19 protein-coding genes are annotated in these 16,642 nt (G+C 70.0%); 8 read left to right on the top strand and 11 right to left on the bottom strand.

Annotated features, from left to right (window positions below):
- Positions 1-54: 54 nt before the first annotated feature.
- Entirely contained in the window at positions 55-855 is an 801-nt protein-coding gene (locus tag NNW99_RS38960) for a hypothetical protein (RefSeq protein ID WP_255961452.1), read from the bottom strand.
- A gap of 785 nt (positions 856-1,640) precedes the next feature.
- Between NNW99_RS38960 and NNW99_RS38955 the strand changes: the two genes are divergently transcribed.
- Positions 1,641-2,498: a hypothetical protein gene (locus tag NNW99_RS38955; RefSeq protein WP_255961395.1), complete on the top strand. Its 858-nt coding sequence runs from the start codon at positions 1,641-1,643 to the stop codon at positions 2,496-2,498.
- A 51-nt stretch (positions 2,499-2,549) separates the two neighbouring features.
- On the opposite strand, the gene NNW99_RS38950 is transcribed toward NNW99_RS38955, so the two are convergent.
- Positions 2,550-2,885 (bottom strand): DUF6233 domain-containing protein, encoded by a 336-nt coding sequence (locus tag NNW99_RS38950; RefSeq protein WP_255961397.1) that lies wholly within the window; start codon positions 2,883-2,885, stop codon positions 2,550-2,552.
- Positions 2,886-2,943: 58 nt separating this feature from the next.
- Here NNW99_RS38950 and NNW99_RS38945 point away from each other — a divergent pair, with 58 nt between their 5' ends.
- The 7 genes from NNW99_RS38945 (at position 2,944) to NNW99_RS38915 (ending at position 7,566) form a co-directional block, all read left to right on the top strand.
- Positions 2,944-3,276, top strand: a complete 333-nt coding sequence (locus NNW99_RS38945) for a hypothetical protein (protein WP_255961399.1) — start codon at positions 2,944-2,946, stop codon at positions 3,274-3,276.
- Between the two features lies 1 nt (position 3,277).
- Positions 3,278-3,481, top strand: coding sequence for a hypothetical protein (locus tag NNW99_RS38940; protein ID WP_255961401.1), 204 nt, complete (start codon positions 3,278-3,280; stop codon positions 3,479-3,481).
- Positions 3,482-3,599: 118 nt separating this feature from the next.
- The gene (locus tag NNW99_RS38935) at positions 3,600-3,974 is read left to right on the top strand and encodes a hypothetical protein (RefSeq protein ID WP_255961403.1); all 375 of its coding nucleotides are present in this window, start codon (positions 3,600-3,602) and stop codon (positions 3,972-3,974) included.
- Positions 3,975-4,379: 405 nt separating this feature from the next.
- On the top strand, positions 4,380-4,595 hold the full coding sequence (locus tag NNW99_RS38930; protein ID WP_255961405.1) for a hypothetical protein: 216 nt from the start codon (positions 4,380-4,382) through the stop codon (positions 4,593-4,595).
- 88 nt (positions 4,596-4,683) lie between these two features.
- Positions 4,684-5,655 (top strand): ATP-dependent DNA ligase, encoded by a 972-nt coding sequence (locus NNW99_RS38925; RefSeq protein WP_255961407.1) that lies wholly within the window; start codon positions 4,684-4,686, stop codon positions 5,653-5,655.
- 187 nt (positions 5,656-5,842) lie between these two features.
- The gene (locus NNW99_RS38920; protein ID WP_255961409.1) at positions 5,843-6,643 is read left to right on the top strand and encodes a ParA family protein; all 801 of its coding nucleotides are present in this window, start codon (positions 5,843-5,845) and stop codon (positions 6,641-6,643) included.
- Positions 6,643-7,566, top strand: a complete 924-nt coding sequence (locus tag NNW99_RS38915) for a hypothetical protein (RefSeq protein WP_255961411.1) — start codon at positions 6,643-6,645, stop codon at positions 7,564-7,566. The genes NNW99_RS38920 and NNW99_RS38915 overlap by 1 nt, the downstream gene beginning before the upstream one ends.
- A gap of 108 nt (positions 7,567-7,674) precedes the next feature.
- Here NNW99_RS38915 and NNW99_RS38910 read toward each other — a convergent pair whose 3' ends face one another.
- The 9 genes from NNW99_RS38910 to NNW99_RS38870 all read right to left on the bottom strand — a co-directional run bounded on the left by NNW99_RS38910 (position 7,675) and on the right by NNW99_RS38870 (position 16,632).
- Positions 7,675-8,028, bottom strand: coding sequence for an ASCH domain-containing protein (locus NNW99_RS38910; RefSeq protein WP_255961412.1), 354 nt, complete (start codon positions 8,026-8,028; stop codon positions 7,675-7,677).
- Positions 8,025-9,128 carry a hypothetical protein gene (locus tag NNW99_RS38905; protein WP_255961413.1) on the bottom strand — a complete coding sequence of 368 codons (1,104 nt, stop codon included), beginning with the start codon at positions 9,126-9,128 and terminating at the stop codon, positions 8,025-8,027. The genes NNW99_RS38910 and NNW99_RS38905 overlap by 4 nt, the downstream gene beginning before the upstream one ends.
- Positions 9,129-9,452: 324 nt before the next feature.
- Entirely contained in the window at positions 9,453-9,935 is a 483-nt protein-coding gene (locus NNW99_RS38900; protein ID WP_255961414.1) for a Pycsar system effector family protein, read from the bottom strand.
- Positions 9,936-9,954: 19 nt separating this feature from the next.
- Positions 9,955-10,395 carry an RRQRL motif-containing zinc-binding protein gene (locus NNW99_RS38895; protein ID WP_370869221.1) on the bottom strand — a complete coding sequence of 147 codons (441 nt, stop codon included), beginning with the start codon at positions 10,393-10,395 and terminating at the stop codon, positions 9,955-9,957.
- Between the two features lie 313 nt (positions 10,396-10,708).
- The gene (locus NNW99_RS38890; protein ID WP_255961415.1) at positions 10,709-12,898 is read right to left on the bottom strand and encodes a hypothetical protein; all 2,190 of its coding nucleotides are present in this window, start codon (positions 12,896-12,898) and stop codon (positions 10,709-10,711) included.
- Entirely contained in the window at positions 12,895-13,968 is a 1,074-nt protein-coding gene (locus NNW99_RS38885; protein WP_255961416.1) for a hypothetical protein, read from the bottom strand. The genes NNW99_RS38890 and NNW99_RS38885 overlap by 4 nt, the downstream gene beginning before the upstream one ends.
- Positions 13,969-14,097: 129 nt before the next feature.
- Positions 14,098-15,408, bottom strand: coding sequence for a hypothetical protein (locus NNW99_RS38880; RefSeq protein ID WP_255961417.1), 1,311 nt, complete (start codon positions 15,406-15,408; stop codon positions 14,098-14,100).
- A gap of 2 nt (positions 15,409-15,410) precedes the next feature.
- Positions 15,411-15,683 (bottom strand): hypothetical protein, encoded by a 273-nt coding sequence (locus NNW99_RS38875; protein ID WP_255961418.1) that lies wholly within the window; start codon positions 15,681-15,683, stop codon positions 15,411-15,413.
- A gap of 1 nt (position 15,684) precedes the next feature.
- The gene (locus NNW99_RS38870) at positions 15,685-16,632 is read right to left on the bottom strand and encodes a bifunctional lytic transglycosylase/C40 family peptidase (protein ID WP_321170485.1); all 948 of its coding nucleotides are present in this window, start codon (positions 16,630-16,632) and stop codon (positions 15,685-15,687) included.
- Positions 16,633-16,642: the final 10 nt, after the last annotated feature.

Here is a 16,642-nt window from a genome sequence, read left to right as displayed (position 1 = left end):
TTCGGAGGTGCAGGGGGCGGTGCTCTGCCGCCCCCTGCACTGCGTACTGCAGGGCTACTTACGCTTTCCTCGCTTGAGATCCCGCTGGGCCTTCACGCGGCGCTCGTAGGCGGCCCTGAGGGCGGCTGCGCGGCGCGTGGCGGCCGGGCACGGCTCCAGAATGCTGCGAGCGTAGACGGCGGCGGACAGCATCGCTTTGCCGTCCAAGGCGGTCTGAATGGCTGCGAGGGTGTCCAGGCAGTCGTCTACGTCCATGGGGTGCTTGGTGTGGCAGGGGCAGGTGTAGGTGCGCTCGGCAGCGAGGGTGACGAGGGCTGAGACGTGCTCGGAGACGGGCTTACAGTCGGGATGCCGGGTGATCGGGCGGGGGATGCCGTCGCCGTTGCGGCCGCGCAGGTGGCTCCAGAACCGGCGCCCCTTCCAGCCGCACAGGCAGCACTCCATCAGCCAGGGCTGGTCTGCGCCGGGGTAGCCCTCCAGCGGCCTCCAGCCAAGCTGCGCGAGCCGGGCCATGGCCTCCGCTGCCCGCACCAGGTTTGCCAGGCTGAGGCGTAGCCGGGGCATGAGGTGGGCGTAGGAGCGGGTGGCCCGCAAGCCCGTGGCCTGGATCAGGCTGGCGGGAGTGCGGGGTGCCTGTGCGGGGGTGGTGGGGCGGTTGCCCTGGTCGATGAGGGCGGCCAGGTGGGCGGCGGCCTGGTGCCGGTCGGCGGCGCGCTGGACGGGGTGGCCGGGCATGGTCGCGTACCAGCTGCCGTGACGGCGGTGGACGGTTCCGGCCGGGGTCTGGTCGACGGTGACGGGGTAGAAACCCTCTTCGTCGCGCTTGCCGAGAACGTAGCGCTGCTGCGTTTCCATTCTTGTTCCTTTTCGGTTTTCGGGACTTTGGTTTGCCGGTTGGGTGCCACTCCCTCCCGACAAGGAAAAGACTATCCAATTCGCCGACTTGGATCAATTCAATGAGGCCGAAGAATAAGCCATTTCTTGTCTTCCTTTCGCGCATGAATAAGCTTCCTCGATTCCCTTTTCCGGGGTAGGCGGGCCGGAGCGCGGCACCGGTTGCCGCTTCCGATGGCGCGCAGCGCTGTCGGTGCCCGGTCGCCGCGCAGCGGTGTCCGGCAAGGGCATGGAGCGTCAGCGGAACGCCCGCAGCACGCGCAGGCGCGCAGCGCCGCAGGGGCCGCGCAGCGAGGGCGGGAGCGCAGCGGATGCCCGGTGCCCCTGCCGCGTGGCAGGCGGCGACCGGTGCCGCGCTCCGGCCCACCCACCCCGGAAAAGGGGCTGTGCTGCGCCCTGACGCCGTGCTGCGCCCCGGGTGGGAGCAGTTGCCCGCCTGCTGCGCCGTCGGGCCTGTGGCGGGCGTCCAGGCGTTCAAGCGGGTTGAGTTCCGCGGGGAGGCCTGCGGGGGCTATGGGCCCGATATGCTGGCGGTGGAGTTCCTCTTCGTGAGGGTCTTTGGTTGGCCGGTGCCCTTGCCACCCGCTTCGGCGGATTGGGCGCCGGCCGCTTCCATCGGGGCCTGTCCCCTCGCCGAGCGACGAACGCCGCGTCGATGTGCGCGGGAGGCGCCCCGAGGGCAGCAAAGTCGATGTTCACGAGTTTGGGAGGCACCCGCCGCTGAGCCGATGGGTACATGTACCGGTGTGCCCAGACTCCAGTGGCCGAGCATCGTGGAACGCGCTGCCGACATCGTCACCAGCTACGACCAGGTGGGCGGCTGCACCCTCCGGCAGGCGTACTACCGGCTCGTCTCGGAGGGGCTGATCCCGCACACCGCACCGACGTACCGGCGCCTGTCCGCCCGACTCGCCCAGGCCCGCCGTGAAGAGCGGTTCCCCGACCTCCTCGACCCACTGCGCGAGGTCCACGTCTCTCCGGCCTGGCCGGACGCTGGCGCCTTCCTGCGGGCCGCACCGGACTGGTTCGCCCTGGACCGGACAGCCGGCCAGACGTCAGCGCTGTACGTAGCCTGCGAGAAGGACACCCTGCGGGCCCAGCTGACCGGCTGGCTGGAGGATACGGGCGTTCCCGTGCTCGTTGTCCGGGGCTTCGGCAGCCAGAGCTACGTGCAGGTCGTACGCGAGCGGACGGCCCACGACCCGCGCCCGGCCATGCTGCTCTACGTCGGCGACTTCGACGCCTCAGGTGCCGACATCGAACGGGACTGGGTGGCCCGCACGGACTGCTGGACCCACGTGGAACGCATCCTGCTCACCCACGAACAGGTCCGGGACTACGAACTGCCCGCGGCTGCGGGGAAGGCGGGCGACCCTCGTTGGCCGGGGTTCGCCCGCCGATACGGGCTCGACGCCAGTCGGCCGGTGCAGTGGGAGGTTGAGGCGCTCGACCCGACAGAGCTTCAGCGCCTGGTCCTCGCCGCTGTCGCGCCGTACATCGACCGTCCCGTCCTAGCTGCCCGGATCGCGGAAGAAGAACGGCAGCGTCGACAACTCAGGGCCTTCGCCGAGGGATGGCCGTCAAGGAGCAGGCCCACACGCTGACTCCCGAAGCCGTCGACGAACGACTCCTGCTCTCGTGCACTAAGCCAACGCCTAGCCCACGATGCCCAATGCCGTGTCCGGCCTGCACTTCGAGCAGGCCGGCACCTGATGGCGCAGCGCGTCGATGGCCTGCTCCCTGGTCGCAGGTCTCACCCGCTTGCCCGGGTCCCAGCACTCGCCGGTGTGTACGGCGACGATGTTGGTGCGGTCCAGGCCGCGCTCGATCAGCCACTCAGGGGCCGGTGGGCGCCGGGCTTCGCCGACCTGTCGTTCGGCCTCGCGGCGTTCCTCGTCGGCGATCCACCTGCGGGTGCGGGACAGGTCGCGCTCCTGCACGCGCTCCAGGAAGCGGAGCAGCGCGAGGCGCGACCCCCCGGAATCGTTCATAAGTTCTATTCTATGATCGGGACGCCACACAGCCCACCCCCACCCCTCAGGAGCAGGAATGACCGGCGAGGAGGCCGCCCGCAAGCTGGGCGTCGACCCGGCTGCCCTCTCCCCTGCTCCGCCCGCGCCCCGCTTCTCCGAGACCTGGGCGCGGATGCAGAAGGAGCCGCCCTGCTCCGCCTGCGGCCGGCCGTCCCGCACCAGCGGCGTGATCCACGACGAGGCTCACGGGTCCCGGTGGTTCGACCGATGCCGGGAGTGCTTCCTCGCGACGCCGCCGACGCTGCGCGTGCCGCTGGCGCAGTTCCTTGAGGAGCTGGGCGAGGTCGCGGCCGACGCACGGCTGCCGCTGCGGACCTACACCGACGAGCGCGGGTGGGACGGTGGGTGATGTGGACGACGAGCGCTTCCATCTCACTCTGAGTTCGGGCGGTCAGCCGGTGATGCATGGCTGGTGGTGCAAGCAGTCCACGGCCGAGCACCAGTACCTGTCCTGGATCGGCTCATGGGGCAGTATCGATCGCGCTGAGATCGTCCTGACCGAGCGCGCAGAGGACGGCGAGCACGTGATCGCCAGCTGGTCGCCGGACCTGTAGGCCAGCCACGAGCTCAAGCGGTCCATGGTCGGGCTGAGACCACCTGCGCGCCAGCTCCACCGGGTGGTTCTTCGCGGTTCCGCAGCCAGCATCGCCAGCCGGGCAGTACGGTCCGCGCATGGGTCGAGACAAGATGCACAAGCCGCGCAAGCAGGGCAAGCCGAAGCCGCGGATCGTCGACATGCCGAACGTCCCTGTGGAGACGAAGAAAAACGTGGTCCTCAGCCACATCATGTCGACCGGAGACCCGATGGGCCGAGCGGTCCGAGAACTCGTGGAGCGCAGGTACGGGGAGTTCACCGTTGAGGAGCGTGACGTGCTCGACCTCCCTGAGGAAGCGCGAAAAGCGGCCCTGAACGATTTGGCGTTCTATGCGTCTGCCCAGCTGCCTGCAGATGCCGCTATGGGTGCTCAGGAGGTAGCGGTGCGGACGGCGGCGAACTGCCAGCAGGCCCTTGCTCGTCTCAGCCCACTCATCCAGGCGAACGGATAGAGCGGGAACGCCGCTGACGTCTCGCCAACGCGGGAAGGTGTTCAACGGTCCGTGCCGAACACAGTCGGCACGGACCGTCCTCTAAGGCGGCCGGCACTCGGGAGGAGGGCGATTGGTTCGCGACTCCTGCGCGGCCAGCATCGCCAGGCGGTACTCAGTCTCAGCCTCCGGTCCAGCGCCTCACCCACGGCCGGGTGATCTTCCCCCATCAGCCGTGACGACCAGCCGCATTCCCAGCGTTCCATGACCATGAAACAGGCACTCACCCTCCTTGCCGCCATGGCCGTTCTCACCGGGGCCGCAGCCGCGCCACAAGCTTCTGCCGCGCCCCTTCACCACAAGCCAGCACTCCTGGCCGTCAAGCCGTGCACCACCACGTGGGAGGTGACAGGGCGGAAGGTGGCCGTGAGAAGGCCAGCGTGGAACGACAGCCCGGTCGCGAAGAGCAACAGCCCGATCCACCACTACCTGCACCGGGGAGACCGGGTCACCTCGTGCACGGTCGCCGTCGCCCGAACCGAGAGCGGTCCGGCCTACCGCAAGTGCGGCAGGGCGGGGAGCCTGTGGCGCGTCGTGCCGGGTGGCCAGGTGCCCCAGACCTGCCTGAAGCGCGTCAGGTAGATCGGATCCGCAGTCGGCACTGAAGGCTGCCGGGTGACCGTGACTGTCCCTGCCGGTCCGACAGTGCGCAGTGTGGAAGGCATCCGGCATGACGTGGTCCTTGCCCGAGCCGATGCTCGCCGTAGCTGTCGACAGCCCTGCCCTGCCTGCCGGGTACGCGGCGGAGCCGAAGTGGGACGGCTACCGCGCGCAGCTCGCCGTGCATGACGGCGGGCGAGTGCTGCTGCGCTCCCGCCAGGGCACGGACATGACCGGCTCGTTCCCCGAGATCCGGGCCGCCGCCCTCGCGCAGCTGCCCGGAGACACCGGCCTCGATGGCGAGCTGGTGGTGTGGGAGGCGGAGCGGCTCGCGTTCGAGCGGCTGCAGCAGCGCCTGGCCCGCCGCGGCAAGGGGGCGCGCGAGGCCGCGGGCCGATGGCCGGCCCACTACGTCGCCTTCGACCTGGTCCACGTCGGCAGCACCGACCTGACCGGATGGGCCTACCAGCGGCGGCGCGCAGCGCTTGAAGCGCTGTTCGCCGAGCGCGGCCTGGCTGCGCCGCTGACGCTGTGCCCGTCGACCACCGATCCGGCCGTCGCGGCGCAGTGGCTGACGTGGACGGCGGCAGGGTTGGAGGGGCTGTGCTTCAAGCGGCTCGATGAGCCGTACCTGCCGGTGCGCTCGTGGCGGAAGTACAAAGTACGGGTCACCACCGAGGCGATCGTGGGCGCGGTCACCGGCTCACTGGCCGCTCCGCGCACCGTCCTGCTGGGCCGCTACGACGATGCCGGGCGCCTGCGGTACACCGGCCGCAGCGCCACCCTCTCCCAGGCCGCCGGCCGCGACCTCGCCGAGCTGCTCACCCCGCCCCCGGCCGCGCACCCCTGGCAGGGATGGACCTTCAGCGCCGGATGGGGCACGCAGCGCGCCCTGGACGTGCACCTGGTGCAGCCCGACGTCGTCATGGAGGTCGCCGCCGACGTCGCCCGGGATGCGGCCGGGCGGTGGCGACACCCGGCTCGGGTACACCGCATCCGCACCGACATCGAGGTAGCCCAGGTGCCGCTCTTCGGCGAGTGACCAGACCTGCCGGGCGCAATGGCCGATCGGCCGGTGGAGCATGGCAGTTGGCACCTCACGAGGACCGGGAAGCGTCGTTCGCTTCGGCCCTCTGGCGGTTCTCGCGTCGGTCGCCCCTGGCCGCCTGGCCGCTTGTCGATACTCTTCCCTCCGTGACTTGGGCAGCGTACGGACTGAGGGTGCTGACATGAGCAGAGTGCTGGCGGTGTACAGCGAGAAGGGCGGCGTGGGCAAGAGCGCCCTCTCTGCGGGGCTTGTCGCAGCCGCACGGAAACGGAAGCGCGCTGTCATCGCCGGGGATCTCGACCCGCGGGGGACCTTCACGGCGGAGCTGGGCCTTTCCGACGACGAGGCGCCGGCGTTCTCCATGAACGACTTGCTGGCGCTCGATCCGCAGGGAGAGACCGGCCTTGCTGCGGATGCCTTCGCTGAGGCGGGCAAGGCTTGGTCCGGTGTGCAGGTCATCGCCGCGGAGCGGGCTCTTGCCAACCGGGAGACCGACAACGTGGCTGTCGGGCTGGAGTTCCGCCTCCGGCTGGGCCTCAAGGGGGTAGTCGGCCCTGACATGGTCGGCATCCTGGACCTTCCGCCCCGGGCCGGCGGGAAGCTGGTCACGTCCGCTCTCGTGGCGGCCACCGACGTTCTCATCCCCGCGACGCTCGATGAGGACGGCCGGATCGGCACAAAGGAGGCACTCAGCACGATCAAGCTCGTCAAGGACCTGGGCATGAACCCTGGCCTGAGGGTGGTCGGGATCATCCCGTCGATAGTGCCGGGCGGTCGCAGCACCTTGAAGGAGACCATAGGGGAGTACCTCGCGGACACCTACGGCTCGCTCTACCGAAAAGACCTGGCGATCCCTCGCCACTCGGTACGTCAGCAGACGCGCTTCGCCTGTGTGCCGATCACCGACGCGCCGGGCCGTGAGGCACAGGCGCTCACCGACGTGTACGACCGGATTCTCACGGCAGCGGGAGTGGAAGAGTAATGGCCAACAAGCTGATCGCGGCGGGCACCAATCGACTGCGAAAGGCTGAGGACTCGGCGGTCGACCCTGCGGTCCCGGCTGACCTGCAGAAGGGCACGACCGAGCCCGACTCGAAGCCAGAACCGGATGCCTCAGGGCCCAGCGTGTTCGCTCGCGGACGGGTACTGAGTGCCGACGACATCAAGGGCACTCCTGAAGAGCAGCTGGCCTTCGTCATCGAGCGGCTGCACGAAATCGACCTCGCCGGCAAGCGCGCCGAGGACTTCACCCTTCTGAACAAGGCGGTACTGCTGGAGGTGGCACAGCAGCGGGAGCTCCATCTCGTGGCCGGCCACACCAACTTCTCCGTCTGGGCTGCGGGTGTGCTCGACATCGAACCGAAGTACGTGTTCGAGCTGTTGCAGGACGCGGATCGTATCCGGGCGATTGGCGAGCTGGGGCCCGACCTTGCGCAGCATCTGACCCGGGCGTCGGCCCGCAAAGTGATGGCTGACGTGATCGCTGGCCAGGGGCTGGAGGCCGCCCAAGTCGTGATGACCGAAGGCCTTGCCCAGGCCGAACAGCAGGGCAAGAAGCGGCCCACGGCCTCACTCCTCGCGTCGATCGCGAGGGAACTGACTGCGCCGTCCATCCCTGCGCAGGAGAAGAGGTCAGAAATTTCTGACCCGCCTATCGAACCGCGCGAGCCTGCCACGCCTCCCGCCGTAGCGGCCTTGGAACGGGCGGTCTCTTCACTCAAGGAACGGGTCTACTCGCCGCTGGCGCCCGGGTCGGTGCAGGACGCGCTCGCCGCTGACCCCGTCACCACTCGGACGCACTTGGAGCGGCTGGAGCAAGATGTGCAGCGCGTGGTAAGGCGACTGACCGCAGCGACACGAGCGGCTGCCGCAGCTGGCGAGCACCCTGAGGCCCCCACCAGCTGAGGCACGTGAGGTCAGAAATTTCTGACCTCCGATACCCAGAAACGACAAAAGGCCCGTACGCCCCGCACTTGGCGGAGCGTACGGGCCTCCAGGTTCCTGGCCGTCGAGTTAGTCGACCAGCTCGATGCCAATGGCCAGGCACCCCAGCCGTTCCTTGTCCGGCGGGTAGATGCGCCGGATGTTGGCCAGTTGCTCTTCACGGGTCGCTTCGGGGTTCACCTGGGAGGGCCCTTCGGCGTCCAGGAGTTCCTCGAACGAGGCGTACTCGGCAACGCGAGTCACCCGCGTCATGCATGACCGGTCGGTGCCCTTCACCGCGAACCGGATCAGGTCACCGACCGCCAGGCCGTCGAACTTCGGGTACTTCACCCGGACCTCCCGGGACTTGCGGCCGGCGGCCACGAGATCGAAGTACTGGGGGTACAGGTTCAGCTCGATGACGCGGGCTGAGGTGGTGCTCATGTAGCCGGGCTCCCTGCGGGTAAGGACATCAGCCGCGACAGTTCCGCAGCCGAGTACGAGCGGAAGAAGTGCCGGGGGTGGGACAGCAGCAGGCCCGCCAGGTTCAGCAGGCGGTCCGCGAACTCCCCCACGGTGCCGGGCCACTTCCGGGTATCGAGCATCCACGGTTCGGCGCCCGCGGGCAACGCCGCCTCCCCGGAGCGGATGAGGCTCTTGGAGAGCTTCGCGCCCGTCTCGGCGACGATCATCGGGCAGAACAGCCGAGCGGGCAGCTGGCCCCGGGTCAGGCCCACGGCCTGGAGCGCGCCGTCGACCAGGAGGCTCCCGGGCATCCAGTCGGTGCCCTTGACCATCACCTGAAGAACGCCGGTCTCCGCGAGCGCGGCGAGTTCCTTGACCATGTTGCGGTAGAGCGTGGCGAGGTCGAGGTAGCCGCCGCCGGTGGGCGTGATGGTGGCCGTGTAGGGGCCGTGGTGCAGGCAGACCGCCGATACGCGGGCGAGGCCGCGGCCGGCGAGTTCCACACGGGTGCGCTGTGCGTACTTCTCCGCCCACCCGCAGGAGTGCGGGCAAGGCACCCGCAGGTGCGGCACTCCCGTGGAGGGAGCCAGCCAGAGGCTTGCGGCGTCCAGGCGCGGCAGCACCCTCAGCCACGTCTCCCGGAACAGGCCGGTCGCCTGCTGCTGCGAGTAGGTCTCCACGCCGTACGGTACGGCCAGCCGCTCCGACAGGGCGTCGAACAAGGGCTGGTAGAGGGTGCCGACCAGGCGGGCGATGCCGTCCGTACCGACGGCCTGGGCGTATGACCGCTGGTAGCGGTTCCCCGAGCTTGGGTCGGTGACCAGCTCGTGCGGCGCGTTGTCCAGTGCCGAGAACCGGACCTCCACGGGCAGGCCGTGGCGGTCGCGGAGCCGGGCGGCCGTGGCGAACGCCATCGACTGCACCAGCGCGGTGCCGGCGTGCGGTGCGCCATTGATCTGGGTTCCTACCACCAGGGCAATCCGCTGTGTCCTGCTGGCGCGGATGCGCGGGGCGAGGATGTCCTCCACGTTCGCCAGGGCGTTCGCGAGGACGGTGTTCGGGCTGATGAGCGACGTCATGCTGGTGCCTCATCTCATGTCGGTGAGCTGCTGTGACTGCGTGGACCGGTCCGGGGGACAACCGGGCCGGAGGCGTGGGGTCACAGGAGGCGGACCCCGGCTTTGGGCGGCCGGAGACCTCGGCGGGTCAGCGGGCGAGCCCGGCGGCGAGCAGGGCGCCCGGCGTCGGGGGAGCGCCTCTTACCGTGTGGTCACCTGGCGCGGTGATCGCTGGGGCAGGCGGGCATGCTGGAGGTGCTGGGCGTCTCGTGACGGGGCCGTCCAGTGCCTGGGGCGGTCGTCCTGCGCCTAGCCGATGCTGCGGCCGTCCCGGGGCCCTGGCGCCTACAGCAGGGCGCCGAGCGCGGCCAGGGCGAGGAGGGCGAGCGCGGTCAGGATGCAGTCGACGGCGCGGCGCAGCGTGCGGTACTTGCGCAGGGCGATACGCGACAGGACGTGGATCCGGGCGGGCCGGGTGTCACCGGTCATGCAGGCGCTGATGGCGGCTTCGTCCAGGTGTGCCCAGTAGGGGAAGCTGGCGCGGTCGTGGCCGCCGAGCCGGGGCCGGACGACCAGGAGCAGCAGCACCGCAGCCGCGCCTAAGGCGGTGACGGCGAGGGCGCCGGCCGCGCGGGTGAGCGCGGGTAGGTCGTGGTCGGCGAGTGTGGCCAGGCCCGCGAGGACGGCGCCGGTGAAGGCCAGCAGCAGCGAGGCCTTGCCGTCTGTGCGGCCGACCTCCGCCGCGAGCGTGGTGCAGGCGGCGTCCAGGTTCTGGTCCACGGTCGGGGTGCTCGGGCCGGTGGCGGGCGAGGGGGTCGGTGTCGGCATGGGCCGGTCCTCTGGTGGGTCAGGCGGCCAGGCTGTGGCCGGGCGGGGTGATGTAGGTGGTGGGGTCGGCCGGGGTGCCGTCGTGGCACTCCAGGCAGGAGCCGAGGGTGCGCAAGGGCAGGACGTGGTGATAGCGGCGCCGGCACCTCGGACACGTGCTCCGCGCGGCCATGGCCTTGTCGAGCGCGGCTTCTTTGGCCAGCGTCATCGGGCGCACCAGCAGAGCGAGGTCGAGGCGGTACAGGTAGGCGGGCCGGGTGCACATGCGCTGCGGCCGGGTCGCGCACGCCTTGCAGCGCAGCACCGCGGCTGGCTCCTGCCCACCGGGGCGCAGGCCCGCGGCGCGCAGCTGGCGGCGCGTGGCCAGCCCTTCCGGTGCGGTGCGCCAGTCGTACTCGGGTAAGCCGTCCACGGCCCGCGGCCGCGCATCGCGTGCGCGCGTCCGGGTACGGGCGCTCACCTCGCCTCCCATCCGGCAGGGAGGCGGCCCGGGCGGTGGGGGTAGCGAGGGCCGGGGCGGCGCGGGCGCGGTCGGCCGATGCGGCGGCGCGGGCGTGGGCTGAGCATCGTCGGTACCTCCGGAAGTCTGGGCGCAGCAGTACGCCCCGTCGGCCAGGCCGACGGGGCGGTGCGGTGCTGCCGGGAGATGGGGTGTGCTCGTCAGGACCGGGCGGCCTGCACCGTCCTCTCACCCTGCGGCGCGGCACGGCGTGAGAGGACGACACGGAGCGTCCGGAACAACGCCGAAGTCCGGCGCGGAGATTGATCGTCCGTCAGAGGTGCGAGTAGTACTGCTTGAGCGACTTGCCGGTTTCCGCGTCGATGGCGGTCCGATCGGGACGGAACTCGATGGTCCGTCCCGGGGCTCGGGTGCTCTTCTTCCAGTCCTTCCCACCCACAGCGACAGTCATCTGGACGGCCTGGTAGCGGTCCTGAACCGGCACCTTGATCTCAAGACGGGTCGGCATGGCGAACTGACCCTCCTCAAGAGGCGCCAACTCTTCCTGCGCTTTTCGCTCGCCAGAATCGACCCGGACGAACTTGGGCTCTTCATCCGGGTCGACCACGACTGACAGGACGACGGAAGTACCGTCCTTGTTCCACTTGGCCGCAGCTTCGGTCTCAACTCCGTCGATGTCGACATGTACCGCTGAGACGCCCTTGTAGGCGGCTGCCTTTCTGGCGCTCTCAAGCTGCTCTTCGTCATCCGCTGCGTTCTGCAGCACAATCCCCACAGCGAGGGCCAGGGTGGCGATGGTGGCGACGTAGGGCCACGTGCGCCGCTGCTTCTTCACCGGCTCGATGTAGCCAGCGGGCGCCTCAGGGAGGGCTGGCTCGGGTCCGCTGTGCCACTGAGGCTCCGTCCGTGCGCCCTCGGGCTGCTCGAACCATTCGACTTTCCCCATGCGGGCGACGGTAGCGCGCAACTGCGTGGCCTGGCCGAGGTTGCCGCACACTTCCGCCACCTTGGCGCGGGTGACGAGCCAGGAAACGGCCTGATCGGAGTTGATGCCGTGAGCGGCGATGTCCTGCCGCTCCCCGAGGGCGGCCAGGTCGGCGGCCTCGCCACAGCGTCCCTCCCGCGCGGCCTGCAGGGCGTCCTGGTGCCGGGAGTCAATGACGTTGGGAGGCATCTCCCAATCCCAGTCCCCCGCCTCAACGCCTGTCCCCTCGGGCAGGACCGGCGCCAGCACTTCGGGCAGGTACTGCGTGTGCGGGCCGTCGTGCTCGGCGTCGTCCTGGTCCTGCTCCTGCGGTGCCGGCTCGTCAATGGTGTCGAGGTCGGCGGCCAGGGCCTGCTGCGCCTTTCGGCGCCGCGTGGACGTGTCGGTGAGCCGGGCCTCCTCTTCTGTCAGGACGGTCTGCACGATGTCGACGTAGTCAGGGCCGACCTTCCACACCGCTTGCCCCGGGCCGAGGCTGGGGATGCGCTCGACCGCCCACGCGGGCAGACCGAGCAGCGCGCCGACCGTGGCGGCCTCCTCCGGGCCGAGACGGCCGACGTGGGCGATCTCGCACAGCCTGGCCAGGTCCTGGGCCTTGCCCTCGCCGAGGTCGGACAGCGTGTGCATCACTACGTCCAGCGACAGCGACGCCTTCCGGGAGTTCTTCAGCAGCCGCTGGATCAGCTCCGCCGTCGCGGGGGACAGCAGAATCTGCCAGGCCTCCTCGAGGACCAGATGCCGGTGCACCGCCGTGGACTGAGGCAGCCACACCTGCTCCGCCCAACACGACACCGCAGCCATCAGCGACGGAATCGCCGGGCTGTTCCGGTCAAGCCGGGAGAAGTCGAAGGAGAGGATGGGCAGGTCGGTCTCGGGGAGGCTGGCGTCCTGGCCGTCGAACAGGCCGCTCAGCGAGCCTTCGGTGTAGCGGGACAGGGCGATGGCCACGCCCTCGCCCCACTCGGTCAGCTTCGCGGCCGGCCACCGGCCGTCCTCCGGCTGTACCAGCGCGTCCATCACCCCACTCAGTGATGTCGCCTTGGGGTGGGTGAGCGCGTGTTGCAGGGCGTGGGTGGACTGCGGGGTGAGTGCGGCGGGCTCCACTGCGGCAATAAGGGAGCGCACCAGCTGCTCGCGGACCTCGCGCGGGAACAGCGAGGAACAGGGGTTGAGCGTGAAGGCTCCGGCCTCGATGACGCGGCCTCCCAGGGAGCGGGTCAGGGCCGACCACTCGCCGGACTGGTCTTCGCCGAAGCTGTCGATGACCACGGCCTGGTGGCCGTGCTCGATGATCTCGCGGCGGATCCGTGTCTTCGCCGTCGTGCTCTTGCCCGAGCCGAGCCCGCCCAGCGCGATGCTGTTGGTCGACGGCAGCAGGCGGTGGTCGGTCTGGACGGGGGAGAGGTGGAAGAGCCGGCCGTCGAGCAAGGACCGGCCGATCGGGATGCCGGGGAAGCGGACGCTGGAGGCGACGAGCGGCGCGGTGATCGCGGCGTGAGTGGAGGGCAGGCGGATCACAGGATCGCCCCTTTCTGCGTGGCTGCCCCGTGCGGGGTGGTCATGACGTGGGCGCGGTGCTGCTGGCCGGGCAGCCAGTCCAGCCGGATCCGGTGGCGGTCACCGGCCAGGACGGCCTGCCAACGGGCATCGGTAACGGCCTGCGGGCTATCGCCCCACACCGTCAGGTAGGCGTCCAGGTCGACGAGCGTGGCGCCCTGGACCAGGGCGCCGTGCGCGGTGCCGCTGGCCAGGCTCTGCGCCTCCGCCTTGATCTTGTCGGTCGTGAAGGCCTCCGACGCGGCGGACTGCCACTTGGCCGACCGGCGCGACTGCCCCGCCGGCAGCGGCCGGTACAGCACCGCAAGCGACCGGCCCGTGCCCTGCCCGAGCAGCAGCCGCGGCATCAGGTCACCGTCGGTCTCGTCCGGCCAGGCCGTGATCCGGGCCGTCGATGCGTAGCGCCCATCGTCCAGGGCCACCCAACCCGGGCCGCGCTCGGTCACGTTGGGAAGGGGGTCCGGGTCGAGCGGGGTGAGGGCTCCGAGCCGGGCGAACTCGCCCGCCAGGGAGTCGAGCAGGCGGGCGGGCTGGCCCGTCAGCCCCTTGGGGACGTGTACCGAGATGCTCTGGGTGTGGGTGGTGTAGTCGTCGACGGTGGCGTGGTGGGTGACGTGCACCTGCACCCCAGCGTTCCGGGCCTGGCCACCCGCGAAGGTCAGCGCCCGGGAGAAGGCGGCGTGCCAGGCCTCGCGCTGTGCCGCGTCCTGCATCACGCCATGTCCCGGGTACAGGGCCCACGTGGCGGTCGCTCCCGGCCGGGCGAACGTCCCGGGCGGCGCGGTGCGTTCGCGCAGGTGCCGGTAGCCGACTGCCGCCCAGCGAGCGATCGAGCGCGGTCCGGGCGCGACGTTCAGCAATGCAGCGGCGGCGCCGACTGCGCCGAACGTCCACACGGGCGGCGGGGTGATCATTGCCGACATCAGGACGGCGCTCCCGAGCCCGGCGTTGGCCTTCGTGAGCATCGTTTCGGCGGGGCTGAGTCCGCGCTGCAGGGCGGGAATCCGGTAGCCGGGCGTCAGGGAGTACACGATCGGACCTCCTTAGGTTCATGGCCAGGCCGGGGTACCGGCCGGGGACGTGGTGAGACCGCCTGGCCCCGGCGCACCGGCGCCCGCATGAGAGCGGAGGGGGTGTGCCGGGGCCAGGCGGTCGGGCTTCTACGGGTTGTTCGGCCGGGTCGGTCCCGGCGGCCTGGGGGCCGGTGTTGGCCGGGGTGCCGGGGCAGTGCCCGGCGGTGCCGGCTGCGGAGCCGGGCCGTTGGGCGCCGGGGCCGGGGCCGGTCCCCCGGCGGCCCGCGGGTTCGACACCTGCGGGGATGCGGCTGCCCATGCCTCACGGCGGGCCTGAGCGGCCTGCGCCCTGCGCGGCGCCTCGTTGTGGGCCTTGGCGACCACCGACGCGGCGGTCAGGGTCCCCGGCCGCTGGTGCTGCTTCAGCCCGTATGCGGCGAGGAGCACCCCGCCGTCCTGCCAGGCTGCCCGGCCCGGTGTGTCCACCGTGCGCGGACCGCGCGGGATGTTCTCCTGCTCGTAGACGGTCGGTGCCCCGGCCCGCACGACCGCCCGCGCCAGCGGGTGATCGGTACGGCTTTCCACCAGGGCCCGCGCTGCACCGGCCACCCTCGGGCCGATGTAGGGCACGCCGTGGAAGATCATGCGGAGCATGAGGGCATCCGCCGCTACCAGGAGCACCGCGTCGACCACCAGCGAGCCCTGAGCGAACTTCACGAACGGAGTGACCAGCAGCAGTGCGAAGGGGGCGAACATCAGCCCCAGCAGCCGCCCCGCCCACGCCCGCACAGCAGACGTATCGCCGCTGCGTGCCAGGGATGCCAGCACCAGCGGCGCCATGCAGACGAACACCAGGATCCCAAGCTGACGCGTCATGAACACCAGCGCCGAGAAGGCGAGGGCGACCACCAGCGCAGCAATGATGATCAAAACTCCGAGCGGATTGTTCGCGTCCGCGCCGTGCTCCATGTCATCGGAGATGGTCTTGAACAGGGTGGATTCGTCGCTGCTGAAGGCCGCCATGAACGCACCGCTGAGGGCTTTGTTCAGCAGCATCACGGCCCCGGGGATCGAGGCCATACCGGCTACGGCCACGAGGGCCCACCCTGTCGAGGTGCCCATCTGCCGTAGGCGTGGTGCGCCCTGCCATGCGGTCAGGGCGCATACGACGACGACGCAGATGAAGATGGCGACCGCCAGGTGCTGGCCGAGCCACAGAAACGGCTCGTACAGCCCGTTGTCGGCCTTCTCGGGCGCCCATGTCTTGCTGGGCGCCAGCTGCTGCGTGATGTGCTTGATCAGGCTATCGGCGAGTTCCTTGACGCTGACGATGGCACTGTCAGTGACGCCGCCGTCGCCGCCGCCGTCGCTGCCGCCTGATCCGCCGGTGTCTCCTTCGCAGTAGGACCGTGCTGGTTCATCCAGCTGGCTGCAGTTGTCCGGGTCCTTGTCTGGCATGCTCAGCCCTTGGCTTCGGTGACGGTGGAGAAGAGGGTGTCGCCGTACAGGGCCAGGACCACGGCGACGAACAGCGTGCCGATGGCCATGCCGCCCTTGCGCAGGGCGCCCTTGGGGTCGCTGGACAGCTGCAGCAGCATCCGCACGGCGATGACGGCGATGACGGCGGCGATGCCCTTGGTGACCAGGCCGCCGCCGGTCAGGCCGATGGTGTCGAAGAAGTCCTTGAAGCCGGTGGACATGTCGACGGGCTGGGCGAGGTTGAAGCTGCGCATTTCAGATCTCCTTCTGGTTGGACGAAACAGGGCGAGCGAATCCGAACAGGTCGCTCATGGAATCGAGCGGCGAGAAGCGGACCTTGGTTCCGGGCCTGGGGGCGTCGATCATGTAGCCACCACCCACGTAGATCCCGACGTGGTGTATGCCGGAGGCGCTGGAGCCGTAGAAGACGAGATCTCCGGGCTTTGCCTGGTCTCGCTTCACCGGCTTTGACGCGGCGTATTGCTGAGCCGCGGTACGGGGCAGACTGATACCGGCTTTCGCATAGGCGTAAAGCGTGAGGCCGGAGCAGTCGAATCCGGTAATGCTCTTACCGGAACGCCCCTTGGGGGAGCAGCAGGTGCCCGTGCTGGGGCCGTCTGCGTTCCCGCCGCCCCACGAGTACGGCTTGCCCAGCATTCCCTGCGCCGCATTCACGGCAGTGACTGCCTGGCTCGCCGATGCCGTTCCGCCGCCGCCCGTGCTCTTGCGGGAAAGGGCGGTGATCGAGCGGACGTAGTTCTGGGTTTCCTTGTACGGCGGGACTCCCCCGTATTTGCGGACAGCGCCGCTGCCTGCGTTGTACGCGGCCAGCATGTTGTTCTGCTTGTTCCCGGGGACGTCTTTCACATCTTCGGCGATGGTGCACAGGTACTTGGCCGATGACGGGATCGCGTCTTCGGGGTCGAACACGTCCCGCTTTCCGTCGCCGTTGCCGTCGATTCCGTGGTTTTCCCAGGTGGACGGCATGAACTGCGCGATTCCCTGCGCGCCGACCGGTGACCGGGCTTTCGGGTTGAATCCCGATTCCTGCGTCAGCAGGGCGGCGAGCAGATTCGGGCTGACCTCGGGGCAGGTGTTTCCCGCTTCCTCGATCAGGTCCTGGTACTCGGCCGGCACGGCCAGGCTGAGCGCGGCCCCGACGGGGTTGTCGCCGGCGCCCTGCACGAGTGCGGCCACGATCACGGCCGCAGTG

The sequence above is a fragment of the Streptomyces sp. CRCS-T-1 genome (assembly GCF_024442335.1).
Classification (GTDB): domain Bacteria; phylum Actinomycetota; class Actinomycetes; order Streptomycetales; family Streptomycetaceae; genus Streptomyces; species Streptomyces koelreuteriae.
Note: the sequence above shows the minus strand (reverse complement) of the source record. Positions and strands in the feature narration are given on the sequence as shown.

What these genes read in the sequence shown, in the direction of transcription:
- NNW99_RS38960 (WP_255961452.1), bottom strand. Translation starts at nt 855, where the DNA reads ATGGAAACGCAGCAGCGCTACGTTCTCGGCAAGCGCGACGAAGAGGGT.
- NNW99_RS38950 (WP_255961397.1), bottom strand. Translation starts at nt 2,885, where the DNA reads ATGAACGATTCCGGGGGGTCGCGCCTCGCGCTGCTCCGCTTCCTGGAG.
- NNW99_RS38945 (WP_255961399.1), top strand. Translation starts at nt 2,944, where the DNA reads ATGACCGGCGAGGAGGCCGCCCGCAAGCTGGGCGTCGACCCGGCTGCC.
- NNW99_RS38935 (WP_255961403.1), top strand. Translation starts at nt 3,600, where the DNA reads ATGGGTCGAGACAAGATGCACAAGCCGCGCAAGCAGGGCAAGCCGAAG.
- NNW99_RS38925 (WP_255961407.1), top strand. Translation starts at nt 4,684, where the DNA reads ATGACGTGGTCCTTGCCCGAGCCGATGCTCGCCGTAGCTGTCGACAGC.
- NNW99_RS38920 (WP_255961409.1), top strand. Translation starts at nt 5,843, where the DNA reads ATGAGCAGAGTGCTGGCGGTGTACAGCGAGAAGGGCGGCGTGGGCAAG.
- NNW99_RS38915 (WP_255961411.1), top strand. Translation starts at nt 6,643, where the DNA reads ATGGCCAACAAGCTGATCGCGGCGGGCACCAATCGACTGCGAAAGGCT.
- NNW99_RS38910 (WP_255961412.1), bottom strand. Translation starts at nt 8,028, where the DNA reads ATGAGCACCACCTCAGCCCGCGTCATCGAGCTGAACCTGTACCCCCAG.
- NNW99_RS38905 (WP_255961413.1), bottom strand. Translation starts at nt 9,128, where the DNA reads ATGACGTCGCTCATCAGCCCGAACACCGTCCTCGCGAACGCCCTGGCG.
- NNW99_RS38900 (WP_255961414.1), bottom strand. Translation starts at nt 9,935, where the DNA reads ATGCCGACACCGACCCCCTCGCCCGCCACCGGCCCGAGCACCCCGACC.
- NNW99_RS38880 (WP_255961417.1), bottom strand. Translation starts at nt 15,408, where the DNA reads ATGCCAGACAAGGACCCGGACAACTGCAGCCAGCTGGATGAACCAGCA.
- NNW99_RS38875 (WP_255961418.1), bottom strand. Translation starts at nt 15,683, where the DNA reads ATGCGCAGCTTCAACCTCGCCCAGCCCGTCGACATGTCCACCGGCTTC.